This window comes from Clostridioides sp. ZZV15-6383, assembly GCF_020657735.1.
In the GTDB taxonomy this organism is placed as follows: Bacteria; Bacillota; Clostridia; order Peptostreptococcales; family Peptostreptococcaceae; genus Clostridioides; species Clostridioides difficile_D.
Genome location: NZ_JAGWCV010000002.1, coordinates 112,959 through 130,669, shown reverse-complemented (window position 1 = coordinate 130,669; position 17,711 = coordinate 112,959). Strand labels below are relative to the sequence as shown.

At 27.4% G+C, this 17,711-nt stretch carries 15 protein-coding genes and 1 riboswitch; of the genes, 4 read left to right on the top strand and 11 right to left on the bottom strand.

Features of this window, described 5'->3' with window-relative positions:
• Nucleotides 1-111 precede the first annotated feature (111 nt).
• The 9 genes from KGF42_RS01610 to KGF42_RS01570 all read right to left on the bottom strand — a co-directional run bounded on the left by KGF42_RS01610 (nucleotide 112) and on the right by KGF42_RS01570 (nucleotide 9,712).
• Nucleotides 112-420 (bottom strand): hypothetical protein, encoded by a 309-nt coding sequence (locus tag KGF42_RS01610; protein ID WP_227825594.1) that lies wholly within the window; start codon nucleotides 418-420, stop codon nucleotides 112-114.
• Nucleotides 421-559: 139 nt separating this feature from the next.
• Complete coding sequence (locus KGF42_RS01605; protein ID WP_227825593.1) at nucleotides 560-2,824, bottom strand: molybdopterin cofactor-binding domain-containing protein; 2,265 nt, start codon at nucleotides 2,822-2,824, stop codon at nucleotides 560-562.
• 3 nt (nucleotides 2,825-2,827) lie between these two features.
• Nucleotides 2,828-3,277, bottom strand: a complete 450-nt coding sequence (locus tag KGF42_RS01600; RefSeq protein WP_054274056.1) for a (2Fe-2S)-binding protein — start codon at nucleotides 3,275-3,277, stop codon at nucleotides 2,828-2,830.
• Nucleotides 3,277-4,065 (bottom strand): FAD binding domain-containing protein, encoded by a 789-nt coding sequence (locus KGF42_RS01595; RefSeq protein WP_227825592.1) that lies wholly within the window; start codon nucleotides 4,063-4,065, stop codon nucleotides 3,277-3,279. Before KGF42_RS01595 ends, KGF42_RS01600 begins: the two co-directional genes overlap by 1 nt.
• Nucleotides 4,066-4,258: 193 nt before the next feature.
• Nucleotides 4,259-5,527, bottom strand: a complete 1,269-nt coding sequence (locus KGF42_RS01590) for a cation:proton antiporter (RefSeq protein ID WP_227822136.1) — start codon at nucleotides 5,525-5,527, stop codon at nucleotides 4,259-4,261.
• 340 nt (nucleotides 5,528-5,867) lie between these two features.
• Nucleotides 5,868-6,029 (bottom strand): DNA polymerase III, encoded by a 162-nt coding sequence (locus KGF42_RS01585; protein WP_227825591.1) that lies wholly within the window; start codon nucleotides 6,027-6,029, stop codon nucleotides 5,868-5,870.
• 148 nt (nucleotides 6,030-6,177) lie between these two features.
• Nucleotides 6,178-7,260: a lysylphosphatidylglycerol synthase transmembrane domain-containing protein gene (locus KGF42_RS01580; RefSeq protein WP_227825590.1), complete on the bottom strand. Its 1,083-nt coding sequence runs from the start codon at nucleotides 7,258-7,260 to the stop codon at nucleotides 6,178-6,180.
• 102 nt (nucleotides 7,261-7,362) lie between these two features.
• Complete coding sequence (locus KGF42_RS01575; RefSeq protein ID WP_227825589.1) at nucleotides 7,363-8,958, bottom strand: putative ABC transporter permease subunit; 1,596 nt, start codon at nucleotides 8,956-8,958, stop codon at nucleotides 7,363-7,365.
• 46 nt (nucleotides 8,959-9,004) lie between these two features.
• Entirely contained in the window at nucleotides 9,005-9,712 is a 708-nt protein-coding gene (locus KGF42_RS01570) for an ABC transporter ATP-binding protein (RefSeq protein WP_054274061.1), read from the bottom strand.
• Between the two features lie 259 nt (nucleotides 9,713-9,971).
• On the opposite strand from KGF42_RS01570, the gene KGF42_RS01565 reads away from it, so the two are divergent.
• Entirely contained in the window at nucleotides 9,972-11,117 is a 1,146-nt protein-coding gene (locus KGF42_RS01565; RefSeq protein ID WP_227825588.1) for a DEAD/DEAH box helicase, read from the top strand.
• 113 nt (nucleotides 11,118-11,230) lie between these two features.
• Here the strand turns inward: KGF42_RS01565 and KGF42_RS01560 are convergent, their stop codons facing one another.
• The gene (locus tag KGF42_RS01560; protein ID WP_227822129.1) at nucleotides 11,231-12,607 is read right to left on the bottom strand and encodes an NCS2 family permease; all 1,377 of its coding nucleotides are present in this window, start codon (nucleotides 12,605-12,607) and stop codon (nucleotides 11,231-11,233) included.
• 92 nt (nucleotides 12,608-12,699) lie between these two features.
• Nucleotides 12,700-12,802: riboswitch (purine riboswitch) on the bottom strand.
• Between the two features lie 250 nt (nucleotides 12,803-13,052).
• On the opposite strand from KGF42_RS01560, the gene KGF42_RS01555 reads away from it, so the two are divergent.
• Both KGF42_RS01555 and KGF42_RS01550 read left to right on the top strand, forming a co-directional pair.
• Nucleotides 13,053-14,399 carry an MATE family efflux transporter gene (locus tag KGF42_RS01555; RefSeq protein WP_227822128.1) on the top strand — a complete coding sequence of 449 codons (1,347 nt, stop codon included), beginning with the start codon at nucleotides 13,053-13,055 and terminating at the stop codon, nucleotides 14,397-14,399.
• 77 nt (nucleotides 14,400-14,476) lie between these two features.
• Nucleotides 14,477-15,871, top strand: a complete 1,395-nt coding sequence (locus KGF42_RS01550; RefSeq protein ID WP_227822127.1) for an SLC13 family permease — start codon at nucleotides 14,477-14,479, stop codon at nucleotides 15,869-15,871.
• Nucleotides 15,872-15,994: 123 nt separating this feature from the next.
• Here KGF42_RS01550 and fsa read toward each other — a convergent pair whose 3' ends face one another.
• Nucleotides 15,995-16,669: a fructose-6-phosphate aldolase gene (gene fsa / locus KGF42_RS01545; RefSeq protein WP_227822126.1), complete on the bottom strand. Its 675-nt coding sequence runs from the start codon at nucleotides 16,667-16,669 to the stop codon at nucleotides 15,995-15,997.
• Nucleotides 16,670-16,940: 271 nt separating this feature from the next.
• Here fsa and KGF42_RS01540 point away from each other — a divergent pair, with 271 nt between their 5' ends.
• The gene (locus KGF42_RS01540; protein WP_227822125.1) at nucleotides 16,941-17,705 is read left to right on the top strand and encodes a DeoR/GlpR family DNA-binding transcription regulator; all 765 of its coding nucleotides are present in this window, start codon (nucleotides 16,941-16,943) and stop codon (nucleotides 17,703-17,705) included.
• The last annotated feature ends 6 nt before the right edge of the window (nucleotides 17,706-17,711 follow it).

The window sequence follows — 17,711 nt, the reverse complement described above, 5'->3', positions numbered from 1 at the left end:
GTTAAATATATGATATTATAATTATCTATAAAATAAAAATAAATTTTCTATAGTTAATTAAAAACAGTAAAAAAGAGCCTTAAAATTAGGCTCTAATAATTTATTTTGAAATCAATGAATTCTACCATCTTTTAATTTAGATAATATCATCCAAGTACCTATACAGTCAATTTCTAGTTGTTTCTCTATTTCATCATACAACATTTCCTGATGTGATGTATTTAAAACAACATTTTCAACTAGTTTAGAAATTTCTTCTTCTGCAAAATCAATTTCTATTTGATTTTGTTTTTCTTTAAAAAATACCATTACTTTTCTCTGATTTATTGAACGACCCTCAAAGCTGACTAAACATTCTAAAATGTTCTTATCTCCTCTAAAATTATTTACTGCTCTCATATTATTTAGATTTCCAGCCAAAACATCATCCCCTTAGTTAATTTTATATTTAATAAGTAAAATTCATAATATTATAATAACTACTTATTAAATATCTTTCAACAGGTATGGCATAACTGGTTGTTTAACATGTAAAACTAGTCTAAAATTTTATAAATAATCATTTATTCATTGCCATAAAAACTTTTTCAGGTGTAATAGGAAGTGTATTTATTCTCACACCAATTCCATTAAACACAGCTTCTTGTATTGCTGGTAAAGGTGTATTTATAACAACTTCTCCAACAGATTTAGCGCCAAATGGCCCTGTTGGCTCATAAGTTTCAACAAAATCTACTTGAACATTTCCAATATCACATCTAGCTGGAATCTTATACTGCATAAATGTATTTGTATCCATATTGCCTTTCTTTGTATATCTAACTTCTTCAAATAGTGCCATTCCAATCCCTTGAACAATTCCACCTTCAACTTGTATCTTAGCTAGATTTTTATTTATAACTGTTCCACAGTCTACTACAGCTACATAATTTACTAAATCAACCTTTCCAGTTTCTTTGTCAATTTCAGTTTCTGCAAATCCAGCTATAAAAGGAGGAGGTGATACAGGGCTACCATGAGAAGCAAAACCTATCAATTGATTAGTATCTGGTCCGATTGTAGAATCCACTGCTATATCAAATAATAATGTGCTACCTTTTTTACTAGTTAACTTTATACCATCAAATTCTACTTCATCCTTATCAACACCTAATTTAGTTGCTCCAGCAGAAATTATTTTTCCTCTTAAATCTTGAGCTGCCTTAACTACTGCCATACCTGTTACATAAGTAGTACTTGAAGCATATGAACCTGGGTCATATGGAACCAAATCAGTATCAGCTGATATAACTGTTATGTTTTCAATACTTGTTTCAAGAACTTCAGCAGCCATTTGAGCTAAAATCGTATCACTTCCTGTACCCATATCAGTAGAGCCTATCATAAGTGTATAATCTCCACAGTCATTCAATTTTATTTCGACTGAAGACTTATCAAGACCTTGTATACCAGAACCTTGCATAGTAATTGCCATACCTACACTTCTAACTTTTCCGTTTTCAAGATGTTTACAAGGATATTTTTCATCCCATCCAATAAGTTCTTTACCTTTATTTATACATTCTATTAAATCAACACTATTTAAAGTTTTTCCATATGCAAATGTAGTTTCACCTTGTGTTACTACATTTTTTAATCTTAAATCTGTTGGGTCCATTTTTAACTTATCAGCAAGCATGTTTATAGTTGATTCAACAGCAAAACATCCTTGAGATGCTCCATACCCTCTAAGTGCTCCCGCTGGCATCTTATTAGTATATACCACATCTGCAATAAATCTTGTTGCTTCAACTTTATTATACATTGGTAAAGTTTTTTCTCCAACCAAACCGATAGTTGTAGAAGCATGCTCTCCATATGCTCCTGTATCAGAAAGTGCATTTATATCTATTGCCTTTATTATTCCATCATTAGTAGCACCTAGTCTAACTTTTAGTCTCATTGCATGTCTACTTGTTGAACAATTAAAAGTTTCTTTTCTATCATAAATTATTTTAGCCGGTTTACCTGTTTTTAAAGTTACAATTGCTGAAAAAATCTCAACACATGCAGTTTGTTTACCACCAAATCCACCACCAATTCTAGGTTTTATAACCCTAATTTTACTAGCTGGTAGTTCTAATGCACGAGATAAATGTCTTTTAACATGAAATGGTATTTGAGTTGAGCTTACTACAACCAATCTTCCAGTATGGTCTAAATAATTGTATGCTCTATATGTTTCCATCATTGCATGTGCTTGGGCTTGAGTGTAATAAGTTTCTTCAATCACTATATCACAATTACTTAGTACTTTTTCCACATCACCGTTTGTATAATCATGATGTGATACGATATTCTTTTCTCTCTGCATACCTATATCAAAGTTACAATGTCTATCTTCATCATGTACCACAGCTTTATTCCCTATTGCCTCTTCAAAATCCAAAACAGGTGTAAGTACTTCATACTTTACCTTGATAAGATTCATCGCTTTAATTGCAGTTTTTTCATCTACAGCTGCTACTATAGCTACTTCATCACCTACATATCTCACAACATCTTCCAGAATTAATCTATCATATGGAGATGGCTCTGGATATGTCTGACCAGCAAGTGTAAATCTAGATTTTGGTACATCTTTATATGTTAAGATACATTCAACGCCATCAACCATTTCTGCCTTTGATGTATCTATATCTTTTATCTTTGCATAAGCATGAGGACTCCTAAGTATTTTTACCACCAAAGCATCTTTTGCTGATAAATCATCTGTATATACAGGTTTTCCTGTTGTGATACTCATTCCATCTATTTTTTTGATTCCTTTTCCAACTATATTCATGTTCTATTTTACCTCCAGATAAGTCTTGATAGCTCTTAACTGTCCCATATAACCTGTGCATCTACATAGATTTCCTGTTAGATAATGTTTTATTTCTTCATCTGTAGGATTTTCAAGTTCATCCTTCATTGCAAGTACAGTAAGTATAAAACCAGGAGAACAGAAACCACATTGTTCAGCTCCTTCTTTTACCAAAACTTCACTAAATTCTCTAACTTCATTTTCTAAACCTTCAATTGTAGTTATTTCCTTATTTAAAACTCTCAATGTTAATGTTGCACAAGATAATGTAGGTTTCTTGTCAATTAAGACTGTACAGAGACCACAACATCCTGTGTCACAACCTCTTTTTACACTTAAATTACCAACTTTTCTCAAAGTATCAACCAGATATTCTTCTGGTTCTATATCGACACTTTTTTTCTTTCCATTTATATTAATCTTCACTAACATTAAATAACCTCCATTATAGCTCTTTTTAAAAGTACCTTACTCATAGCTTTTCTGTAATCCCTAGATGCTCTCATGTTAGAACCAAAAGTTAGTTCTTCTGATGCTATTTCTATTGCTTTATCTATATTAATTTCGTTGATTTCATTATTAGATAGGAATTCACTAGCTTGTTTTGCAATCGTAGCTTTCTGAGGTCTTGCTCCTACACATAACTTAAATTTCCCCATGTGTTTTGATACAGATACATTTAAAACAGGATAATCACTTTTTGCATTTCTCAGCGATTTATAAGAAGCATTTTTATTTGTCTTCTTTATGTATACCTTAATCAATAAATCTTTCTCATAATCTCTATTTAGAAACTCTTCAAGACTAATTCTTCCAGCCTTATATAATTCTACTTCTGTATCTAATGAAAGTAATGCTACTATCAAGTCAGAGAAACCATATTTAGAAAACACTGTAGCCCCAACTGTTACTACATTTCTAAACTGAATTCCTATTATATCTTTAACTGAATCTTCTATTAATCTTCCAAAATTATTTTTTATTATTGAACTTGTTTCTAATGTTCTAAAAGTAGTCATAGAACCAATCTCAACATAATCTTCATATTCTTTTATATAATCTAAATTTAAGTTAGATAATTCTATTCCTGTTCCTATTCTTTTTTTCCCCATTCTTAAAAAAGCACTTCCACCAATCACTTGATTGGTTTTTCTTTTATTTAAAATTGAGTACGCTTCTTCTACTGTATCTGGCTGTACAATATCCATAACCGTAAACATAAATTTCCTCCCTTATTTGCTATTCTTATTTTAAATACAACTAATTATATCATAGCTTCAACAAATTTTGATAATAAATATGTCTAATATGTAAATTCTGTAAATTACTTATACATAAAAAAATGACTATTTCAATAATCATCATTAGACAATATTAAAATAGCCATTAATAGGTATTATTTAAAGTAAAAATTTAAAAAGTTGATACTTTTTCACTTATATTTATCACTTCTTCTTCTAATAATCCAAGTTTTTTAGCTACTAATTTTGTAGTACTTCCTTGTATTACTAATGTAATCAGTATAGTCATGAATACTATGGATGAAATTACTTCGTATCCAGGAACTTTCATTGCTGAAATAATACCACAAAGTGCTGCTGGTATTACGCCAGTTTCTCTTACCCACATCATAAATAATATTTCACTTTTACTCCATTTTGCTTCTCTATCTACAAGTGTACAAACTAAAACGCAAAGTGGTCTTGCTATAAACATTAATACTAATACTGTAATTACAGATGGCATAAAATATTTACTTAATTGAGCTAAATTAACCTGGCTACCCAATATTATGAATATTGCCATACGACAAATAGTACCTAAAGTTTCAGCAACATAAAAATCTGCATCATAAGATTTTTGACTTAACCAAATTTTAAAGTTTTTCTTGTTACCAGTTATTATACCTACAATAAAGCAAGACATATATCCACTTCCACCCAATTTTGTAGATAATTCATATGCAACTACAACTGAAATAACAGATATTATTGGTGCAAAATCTTTAAATATTCCATAAGGTTTATCGTTAACTAATTTCAAAAGCAGTATTCCTGTAATTAAACCAACTAAAACTCCGACAATAACCATTGTCCCCAATTCATAAATATTTTCACCTAATGAAAATTTATTTGACAAAATTACAGCCAACACTGCTGATGTTAGTATAGCTCCTGTTGCATCATTAAAAGCTGATTCACTTATTACAGTTTGCTTTACCCTATCCTTTATCTTTACCTGATTAAATATAGGTACAAGAGTAGCTGGGTCTGTTGATGCTATTATAGTTCCTGCTAATAAAGCAGTCATTGCACTTATCCCAAAAGTAAATCCTATTACTTGTTGCATTATAAAAGCAGATATCACAACTCCTAAAGTAGCTAATAAGAATACAGATATCTTAACATTTCTCAATACTTTTAAGCTTATTTCTTTTCCACCTAAATATAAAATAAATGCAGAACCAAATGTAAGTATTAGTTGATTTTCTATTTGAAATCCACGAATATCTATAAATTTTAAAAATGATGGTCCTATTAAAATACCTACAAGTAAATATAATACTACATCTGGAACTTTTATTATTTCACTAAGTTTACTACAAATTATTCCAGTTATACTTACAATAGCAAAAATTATCAATAAATTATTGCTGGCAATTGTGTGTATAGATGCTTCCATATCCGTCTCTCCTTCCAATTTGTATACATTATGCAATATACTTATTGCTTTACTATGTAATTATATCACACAAATAAATGTTATCAATCATTTTTTTTAACATATGCAATTTAGCTTTCATTTTTGACAATTAAATAACGCTTATATAATTTTGCTATTTTTTACTGATTATTAAAAGGTTGATTTTGTCAAGTTTATAGTATATATATATTGATATTATTTATATCTGTATCTTTTTAGATATTTTTCGACTTTTTCCCCTATTAAAATAAGTTTAAATTTAACAATAAAACATTTCATTATATATATTTTTTAAAATGTACCATTTTCAACATTTTCATTAACTTGGTCTATTCATTTTTTTCTTATCTATTCTATACCCAAGCATACTTCCTATATTTTTACCTGGATGTAATTCTTCAGAAATTTCAAGTTTATTATCAGGATTTTTTTTAATCTTAGAAATTTTACTTTTATTTTCGTCTTTTTTATATTTTTCCATATTTTCTCCTTTCAAAATAATATAATTTTTTCTATTTATTACTTATTATTTCAAATTTCTATAATTTTAATCAAAAAAGGGAAATTTCTCAATATAATATAGCTTATTTAACACTATATTTATATCTAAAATTTCCCTAATTATTTTATTAATTCAATTTTTCAATAACTTCTTCTAAATTAGAGTTTACTTTTTCTTCCTTTTTCCAGTTATTTAATGTATAATGCGTTCTAAACGTAAATATTCCTGAAATTATTAATATAAAATAGTATACAAACCCACTATATAAGAGCACTGAATACCCCAATAATTCTTTTGGAATTATTTTTGAAAACATAGTGAAAAATGTAACCTCATTGGCTCCAACATTTCCTGGTGTTGGCACTGGGGATATCGCCATATATAAAAACACCTGTAGTGTCATTATATGTATATATGATACTCCTTTTAAATTTGAAGCTTTATACACACAATAGACTACACTAAAATATGCGATTAGTTGTAATACAGTAAGTAATATGCTTAAAACTAAAACTCTCACATTTTTAATAAATATTTTTATAGAGTAATTATAATCATCAATATAATGATTCACTCTATCACGTTTTGAATCTAAGAATTTAAATGTCTTAAATTTAGATAAAAAATTAATCAAAATCTCTGCTATAAATTTTACTTGTTTGGGGCTAAAGACTATTAATAGTCCACCTAACAACATACTTACATTCATAATCATCCCAACCGTTATCAAAACTCTAACAGAATGTACTTGTGCCATTAATAATGGCTTATTTAATAAAATTAAAATTCCACAAAACATGGTAACTGTACTTTGAAACACCACTGTCTTATTAGTAACTATAGCTACAGATTTACTGAGACTCACATCATATTTTGTAAGCGCATATATTTGCATTGGTTGACTTCCAGATGCAAATGGAGTAACCAAATTATAGTAAAATCCCATTGTAGCCATTTTAATACCAATAAATTTCACTTTTGTTTTTTGAACTGCATTTATTATCAAATGAGCTACAATAGCTTCAATTAGCATATATACTATAATTATCAATATGCCAAGAAATATGTAAGTCTTATTCACTAGTCTTATAATTTTAGGTATCAGTTTTATATCTAAAGTAGTTAATACTAAATAAGTAGTAATACATATCAAAAATAGTAAAAATCCATACTGAATAAAATCTTTTTCTCTTTTGGATAATTTTCTCATTTATTTTCTCCTAAATTTTTTCATATCACTATAAATAGTATACTACTTAACATATTCTTTGCAATACTAAAAAAAATAAGTATTTATTTGACACAAATACACCTATAAATTTTTAAATATTTTTACTCCTTTAGTAGAAATAATTCTCCATATCATAAAATCTAATATTAATGTAAGCATACTTGCCAAAATAATATATATATTTAAAAACGAAATTCCAAGTAATATATATATACCTCCAAGTATAACTACATAGACTAATGATACTAACATTGTAATTATCATACTTGCACTTCTCTTTACCACAGCCACTTCATTTTTCCAATCAAGATTTGGATATAATAAATTTGATAATAATCCCATTAAGGCTACAAACATTGAAAAGCTTACAAGCAAACAGATTGATACAATAATAAACTGAATTTCAAAGTCTAGTCTTATAGATACTAATATTAAACATAAGATAGATAATGGTGCATTCAATAAAAAATTCATCAATACTTTTGCCCAAAATATTTCTCTTTCATCTATTGGAGAAGACTTCAGTATCCATAAATGTTTTCCTTCAAGAGAAATTGAACAGTATGTTGTACAATTCATTACTATTATAAAGAAGAATACTCCTAATAATTGTACTTTTATAAAATTAAAATCTATATTCAATTTTAGTAACTCACTCACTTTATCTGCTCCAAATAATAATATTAAAATTGTACCTACTATTAGAAATAACAGACCAGCAGATGAATTTAAAAAATATATAAATGAAGAGGTATATCTCTTAAATTCTTTTTTTAATAGAGCTTTTGAAGGTCTTGAAGTTTTTTGACTCTTAAATTCATAACTTTTTGACTTATATCCTTCACTCATCTTAGCATTTATATCTTTAAATTTTTTTGCAAATAGAGTTACAAACAAAAAAAATGGTATTATTGAGATTGCTATAAATGCTAAAAATGAAACTATACTTCCTGTTTTAAGAGCATCAACAAAATAATATATAGGAGGATATATTTTTCTAATCGTCTCTGAAATAGACACACTGTTTTTTAACATCTCAACTGACATAGAATTAAGTCTTGACATAAGTAGGGTATAAAGCAACATCAATATAATGCTACCTATGATTAATACTAAATTTTTGTATTTTATTCTTGATGATATCTGTCCTATAAATAGAAAAATTATTGATGAAGCAACTATTGGTAATAATGGTAAAGCTAAAAATAGCAATATCAAATAAGGGAAATACGTTATACTTACATCAGAATTTAAAAAGTAAACCACTGCTGGTATAATCATACATATTGAAGAAAATAAATAGTTTGCTCCAACCAACATTAATATCTTACTTGCTAGTACAGTAGATTCTTTTATAGGTAAACTAGTTAAAAGGTCTAAATCTTTTGCTTGAAATAGATATGATGATGTTTTATATAATGATGTAACAATAGTTGTTAATGTTGATAATCCAAACCCAAATATCAGTAGCATTTCCATCTGATTTATTTGCTTTAAGATATCAACTAAAGAAAGACTTAAACTTGTTACATAAAAAATTAATAATCCTGCTATTATAACAACTGAAAGTATCATTCCCATTATTTTTTGTTTTTCTCTAGCATCAGCTTTTTTTAACGCATTTAATTTAAATTCATTTATTATATTAGTTTTTATTAATATACTTAGATTGCTCATATTTTATCATTCCTCACTTTAGACACTATATTGTATAAAAAACATTTTATTTTTCTATTAATTCCATAAAGATACTTTCAAGTGAATTGCTTCCCTTAACTTCTTCTGTAGTTCCATAAGCAATTATATTTCCATCTTTTATTATGGCAATCTTATCACAAATTTTTTCAGCAACTTCTAAAACATGTGTTGAGAAAAATATACAACCACCTTTGTCACAGAATTCCCTCATAATTTCCTTCAATATAAATGAAGCTTTTGGGTCAAGACCTACAAAAGGTTCATCAAGAATTAAAATTTTGGGACTATGTATCAAAGCTGAAATTATAGCTAATTTTTGTTTCATACCATGTGAATATGAAGATATTAAATCTCCTAATGCTTTATTAAGCTCAAACTTGTTTGAATAATATTTTATTAACTCTTCTCTTTTATCTTTGGCAACTTCAAATATATCAGCTATAAAATTAAGATATTGTATGCCAGTTAATGATTCGTATAAGTCTGGATTATCAGGTATATATGCCATTTCTTTTTTACATTCAACAGGCTGTTTTTTTATAGATTTAGAATTTATTAGTACATCTCCTTCTTCAAAATCGTGTATCCCAACAATTGCTTTAATGGTAGTAGTTTTACCTGCACCATTGTGACCTATAAATCCAAAAAGCTCTCCATCATTTACATCAAATGAAACATTGTTTACTACTTTTTTATTTTTATATGATTTAGATACATTGATTACCTTTAACATAATTTTCCTCCATATTATAGTTTTAATATTTGTTATATATAATATATAACAAACATTAAATAATTACAACTTTTATTTGTTTATTTTAAAAATTTATATAATACAAAATAATCAAAAACATAAATGTACAAATATAATTTATATTTACTTTCAAATTACACATAATTATAAAAGAATGTATAGTTCGATTTGCCTAAACAATGTATAATAAAAAATAGTTGACTATAATAATATAATTATTAAATAAAAGGAGCAAAATATGAATACATTTGAACAACTAAAAATAAGTTCTACTCTAATAGATGGACTTAAAAAACAAGACATAACTTCTCCAACAGAAGTTCAGTCACTTGTTATAGAAAATATAATGCAAAATAAAGATTTATTGATTAGTTCACAGACTGGAACAGGGAAAACATTAGCATACCTTTTACCTATATTTGAAAAAATTGATACATCAAAAAGAGAAACACAAGCTCTTATACTTGCACCTACGCATGAATTAGTAATGCAGATTACAAACCAGGTTGAATTATTGGCTAAAAATGCAGAACTCTCCATTACTTCTTTAGCTTTAATTGGGGAGGTCAATATACAAAAACAAATAAAAAATATAAAAGCAGTAAAACCACACATAGTAATTGGCTCTTGTGGAAGAGTTTTAGACTTGATAAAACAAAAGAAGCTAAAATCACATAATATAAAAACTATTGTCTTAGATGAAGTGGACAATCTATTGAATGGAAAAAATATAACTTGTATAGAAGACATAATAAGAACAACGTTAAGAGATAGACAAATTATAGGATGCTCTGCAAGTCTTACCGATAGCACTATAAAAATTTGTGATAAACTTATGAAGGAGTTTGAAATAATAAAAACAAAGGAAAAATCACAAATAAATCCTAACATCAATCACTCATATTTATTAGGTGAGATAAGGGATAAATTTACTTTTCTTAGAAAGGCATTAGCAGCTACAAATCCAAAAAAAGCTATTGTATTTGTAAATAATGAAAAAAATATAGAAGTCCTAGTATCAAAACTAAATTATCATAATTACAAAGCAATAGGAATTTTTGGAAACATGGAAAAAGAAGATAGAAAGAATGCAATAAATAAATTTAAACTTGGTAAAGCAAAGATTTTAATTACAACTGATTTATCTGCTCGTGGACTAGATATTGTGGATGTAAGTCATGTTTTTAACTTGGATTTTCCAAAAAGTAAAAATGAATACCTGCATAGATGTGGTCGAACTGCTAGAGGAAATCGAAGTGGTAACACAATCTCAATAATAACAAAAAAAGAATTAGATATTATAAAAGATTTGCAAAAAGAGTTCAATATAGTAATTACACCTAAAACTTTACAAAATGGAGAACTAATAGACATTATTAAATAATACAATAAATACGAAAATACAACAAATACAAAAGAGCTGTAGTTTATCATCACAATTGATAATAAATTACAGCCCTTTATTTTATATTAAATTAAAATTTTAAATAATACCTATTATAGTAGCCAAAGTTTTATTATAAATAATATTGCCAAAACAATCATTACTACAGAAACATGTTTTTTGTCTTCTGCCTTTTTAGCTCCAAATATATTATAAAATATATTTACGAAAACATAAGTTAATATACCTAAAGTTAAACCATCACCTATACTATATGTTAATGCCATACAAGCAATAGTAACAAAAGCTGGAACACCTTCAGTTATATTATCAAACTCTATATCCTTAACTGTACCAAGCATTAAATATCCAACATATATTAAAGCTGGTGCTGTAGCACATGATGGAATTGCTATAAATACAGGAGAGAAAAACATTGCAGCTAAGAATAAAATCCCAACTGTTACTGCTGTCCATCCAGTTCTTCCACCTGCAATAACTCCTGTTGAACTCTCAACATAAGTTGTAACTGTAGATACTCCAAGCCCTGCACCTACTGTAGTTGCAACTGCATCTGTAAGTAAAGCTCTACCTACATTAGGAACATTTCCTTTTTCATCTAGCATGTTTGCTTTAGAACAAACACCTACTAATGTACCTACTGTATCAAAGAAATCAACAAATAAGAATGTACAAACAACTACTAAAAAACCACCTATATTTGTTGGATGTAGTACATATCCTAAATCTATTTTACCTGCTATTGGTGCTAAACTCTCAAATTTAAATACTCCACCAGGTAAATATATACCTAATTTTTGTGCATACTCTGGATTCATAAAAGCAAATGCCCAAGCAAGTAATGAACTTACTACTATTCCAAAAAGTATAGAACCTTTAACTCTTTTTTTATCTAGTACAGCAATAATTATTAATCCTATGCAAGTTATTATTACTGCTGGTGTAAATTTACCCATTTTGATAAGAGTAGCTTGGTCTCCAATAACAATTCCACTATTAACTAAACCTATAAGTGCAATAAATATCCCAATACCACCTGTAACAGCTAGTTTCATATTTTTGGGGATTGCATTTACAACAGCCTCACGAACTCCACTTACTGATAATACTATAAAAATAATACCTTCTACAAATACTGCTGTAAGAGCTACTCCCCAAGGAACACCCATTTGTAAAACTACTGTATATGCAAAAAATGCATTAAGACCCATCCCTGATGCTAAAGCAAAAGGAAGGTTAGCAACTACACCCATTAAAATACATCCAAACGCTGCTGCTAAACATGTCCCTGTAACAAGTGCACCTGCTGGCATACCTGTCTCAGATAAAATATTTGGATTTACAGCTATTATATAAGCCATAGTTAAAAAAGTAGTTACTCCTGCAATTACTTCCTTCTTCATGTCGACATTTTTATTATTCAAAATTGGAAAAAGTTTCTGCATAGTACTACTGTTTGTTGTTTGCATAACAACACCTCCTATTAAATTTTACAAAAAAAGACGCAGTAATTGATAAGCTGAGCCGTATCCTTCATAATTCAGTTAATTAAATATTTAATTAACTAAATAATAGTATACATAGTCAGAATATTTACGGTATTCCGGTAGAAACTTATGACCCATATTGTCAAAATTATATGTTATACAATACAAAACATGAATTTTTCTTTACGAATATTATTTTAATTTATATAATTAATTTTGTCAATATATACGTATATAATCATATTTATTTTGCATTAATATTCGATTATCTTAAATATTAATTTCTCCAATCTAAATTATAATTATATTCTTTACATTTTTGAAAAATATATGATGTTTTGATACAATTTATTTATAGTTTGGATATAAAGTTTATGTTAAGATTATACTATAATAAATTAATAATTTTTTTATTTGGAGGAATAAGGTGAAAGATTTAACTACAGGTCATGAGGGAAAATCCATATTCTTTTTTGCCATGCCTATGCTTATTGGTAGTTTATTTCAACAACTATACAATACAGCTGACAGTATAATAGTTGGTAGATTTATCGGAAAAGAAGCAATGGCGGCAGTCTCTGGAGCTAACCCTATAATGTTTTTATTGGTGGCAGCGCTTATGGGTGTTAGCCTTGGATTTTCTATTTTAGTGTCACAATTTTATGGCTCAGGAGATTTAAAAAAAGTAAAAGCTACTATTGATACCACATATATACTTTTATTTATTGGTTCTATATTAATAAGTATTCTTGGAATAGTATTTGGTGGACCCTTGCTTAAGCTTATGAATACACCAGAATCCGTTTTTGCTCAATCAAAATTGTATCTTAATATAATATTTAGTGGAATATTATTTTCTGCTGGATATAATTCAGTAAGTGCAATACTTAGAGGACTTGGAGATTCAGTAACTCCACTTTATTTTCTGATAATAGCCACAATTCTAAATATAGTTTTAGACTTAACTTTTATTGTAGTGCTAAGAATGGGTGTTGAGGGCGTTGCACTTGCCACTATAATAGCTCAGGCAGTATCATTTATAATAAGTATAATTTATTTAAATAAAAAACATGAAGTGCTTAAATTTAAAATCAAAGGAATTGTATATGATAACAAAATATTTAAAGATGGGCTTAGATTAGGACTTCCAAGTGGAGTTCAACAAATGTTGTTTTCAATTGGAAATATGGCTCTTCAATTTTTAGTTAATAGTTATGGTACATCTGCTATGGCAGCTTTTGGTGCTGGTCTTAGGATAGAAAATTTTATAAGCTTACCTATTATGAATCTTGGTTCTGCTGTTTCTACTTTTGTTGCTCAAAACATAGGTGCTGGAGAAAATGAAAGAGTTAAAAAAGGCATTCGAGAATCTATAAAAATGACCTTAGTTTTAGCAGTTACAGTTATTGCTTTAATTTTGCTATTTAGGGAAAATCTAATTGCTCTATTCAATACTGATAAAGATGTCATTAAAATTGGCTCTTCTTACTTATTTATAATAGGACCATTCTTTTTATTTATTGGAACTTCTTTTGTACTTTCAAGTGCAATGAAAGGTGCTGGTGATTCCATGTTTGCACTTATAAGCTCAATAGTATCTTTATGGCTTGGAAGACTTCCAGCTTCTTATATGCTTTCTAAATTTTTTGGAACAGACGGAATTTGGATGGGTATTCCTTTTGGTTGGACTTTAGGTCTTATTGTTACAGTTATCTACTATAAGAAAGGACATTGGAAAACTAAAGCTATTGTAAATCACAGAATCAATGAATAATCTTTTTATAAAATGTATTCACATTCATTGTATTCACCTCCATTATGATATAATAAATTATGGAGGTGAATATAAAAATGGGTATTATTCTTAAGCCAAAACAATTTTATGTGACTGTTATAGCTACCATAATTCTCTACTTCTCTCTTAATTACAGTTTCAATATAAAATTTTCTATATGCTTATCTTTTTTAACTATTTTAATATGGGCTATAGACTCTGTTGAAAAAACTGTAGTTGCATTGTTTTTTGTAATTTTAGCATTTGTTTTTAATATTGCTCCATTAAATGTTATTTTACAATTTTTATTTACAGAAAATTTTTACATAATAATTCTTGCATATATAATTACTAATGCAGTTACAAAAACAGGTGTTGCAAAAATTATTTCTGAAAAACTGATTTTAAATATCGTAAATACCCCTAAAAAGATGATTCTTTTATCATATATTTTAGGCATAGTTTTAATATTTTTTATCCCACAACCATTTCCAAGAGTTATTCTTGTGTCTGCTTTTTACAAAGAGTTTTTAAAAGAACAACAAATAACTGAAGATTCAAAATCTATACTTTTATTTAGTATATTTACAGCTTCTACCTTTACATCAATGTTTTTTATAAATGGAGACACTCTTCTAAACTATGTTGTACTAGAACTTGGAAATTGTAATATAAATTGGGGTCAATGGGCTCTTTATATGTCTGTCCCAACTATAATTACTTGTTTTATAACTTATTTTTTATTTGTTCTTGTTTTTAAAAAAGAATTATCTTCAATAAAATTTGTTTCTTACAACAATCTTGATACTAATAAATTTCAGTTTTCCTATTCTAATTTTAAAATGGAGTTTAATTTATTAAATAAGGAACAAAAATATGTATTTTTATGTTTAGGAATAATGTTTTTTATGTTTTTAACCCAGTTTATACATAACATAAACACACTAATTATAATGTCAATTTGTGTACTTCTTTTATTAATAAGAAAAATAATTGGATTCGACACTTTAAAAGAAATAAACTGGAAGGTCCTTATTTTTTTCATAGCAGCTTTTTCAATTGGAGGAGTATTAAAATATTCTGGAGTCGTAGATATAATGGGTAATTATCTAATAAAATTTATACCAAACTCCTCTGAAATTATTTCAATATTATTTTTAATAACTCTAACAATAGTATTGAATATATGTCTTGGAAGTGCTGTTACTACGTCATCTGTAGTAATACCATTACTTGGAAGTTTGCATATACTAAAAGAAAATAGTATTACTTTATGCCTATTTGTCTACATTATAGTAAGTGTACAATACATACTACCATTTCATCATGCGACAATAATGGTTGGGCATGGTGAAAATCTATACAATAGTAAGATTATTTTTAAGTATGGCTTAACTTTGATTCCTTTAACATATTTTATAATAATGTGTGTAACATTCCCTTGGTGGAGATTTATAGGTCTAGAAATTTAAAAAAAGATGAAAATATGAATTAACTTAAGATAATAACTTAAATTATTAAAAAGAAAATTCATATTTTCATCTTTTTATATAAGTTTTTTATGCAATTACATAAAACTGTTTTTTATCATAATACTAAATATTATTTGTTTTACTACCTTTTCCAAAAGTATTTTCCCAATCCTCTATAAACTTATCTACACTCCAGTCAGTCAATGGGTGATTCATCATAGCTTTACAAATATCATATGGTACTGTAACACTATGTACTCCATGTTGCATTAATTCTATAACTTGTTGCGCATTTTTAAAACTTGCTGCAAGTACTTTTGTATCCATTTTATAAGTATCTATTATTTTTATAAGTGATGAAACCATAGATACTCCATCACCAGATATATTATCAAGTCTATTTACATAAGGTGCAATATAATTTGCTCCAGCCTTTGCAGCTAGAAATCCTTGATGAGCTGTGAATATTGCAGTAGCAGTTATTTTTATACCTTTTTTATGAAGGTCTTTTATAGCTCTTAAGCCATCTTGTGTTACAGGTATTTTTATGTATATATTTTTTCTCAAACTACTTATATATAATGCTTCTTCCAATATTTCTTCATACTTTGTACTTATAACCTGAGCATGTATAGGCATATCTTCACCTATAATTTCACCAATTTCAATTATAAGCTCCTTAAAATTCTTTTTTTCCTTTGAAACAATACTTGGATTTGTAGTTACACCATCTATTGGTAAACAAGTACATAACTCCTTAATTTCTTCCACATTACCTGTATCTAAGATTAGTTGCATTAAAATATCCCCCTTCAATCTTTATTTATTCTTATTATATATTGATTTGGCATTATTTTCAATAATTTATTATTGTTTTTTCTTTTTTATTATTGTTTCAATTTTATATTTAATTTTATAATTTTTTATTTATTAAATTCTAAATAGGCTGTTAGAAAAAACATACTTTATTATGTTAAATTAATTTTGCATTTTATGTTAAAATAATTGATATATTGTATTTTATCTTATAATATATACAATCATACTATATTAGGAAAAGAGGTAGAAGATGTTTGCAGAAGAAAGAATTCAAGCTATATTAAATATCCTAAAAAAAGAAGGTAGAGTTACTGTAAAAGAACTCAGTTCTAAATTTAATGTTACAGAAGATTGTATAAGAAAAGATTTAAAAAATATAGAAAAGATTTCTTCAATAAGAAGAATTTATGGGGGAGCTGTACTAGCTAGAGAAACACTAGAGAATCAGGATACAAAAGACAGAAAAGAAATTAATATTCCAACAAAGAAAATAATAGCAGAAAAAGCATTTAATTTAATTGAAGATAGAGAAACTATATTTTTAGATATCTCTACAATTAACATCTTGCTTGCAAAGTTGTTAGCTGAAAGTAATAAAAAAGTAACACTTGTTACAAATATGTTGGATATACTAAATGTAGTTACTTCAAAACCAAATAATTTAAATATAATTTCCACTGGAGGTTTATTAAATCTCAGTTTAGACGGTTTTGTCGGTACTCCAACTATAGAGTTTATATCGAAATATAAGTTTGATAAGACTTTTATGGGAAGTTGTGGAGTAGATGTATTCAACTCTTCACTTACAACTTTTGAAATTGAAGATGGTCTCACGAAGAAGGCTATAATAAATTCAAGTAAAAAAGTATTTATAGTTATGGAAGATAAAAAGTTTAAATTTGATGGAAATTTCAAGTTTGCTCATTTAGAAGATATTAGTTCTATAATTACAGAAAAAGCGCCTACTCCTGATATAGTAGATATTTTATCAGAATTTAATATAAATATTTTATAAACTCAA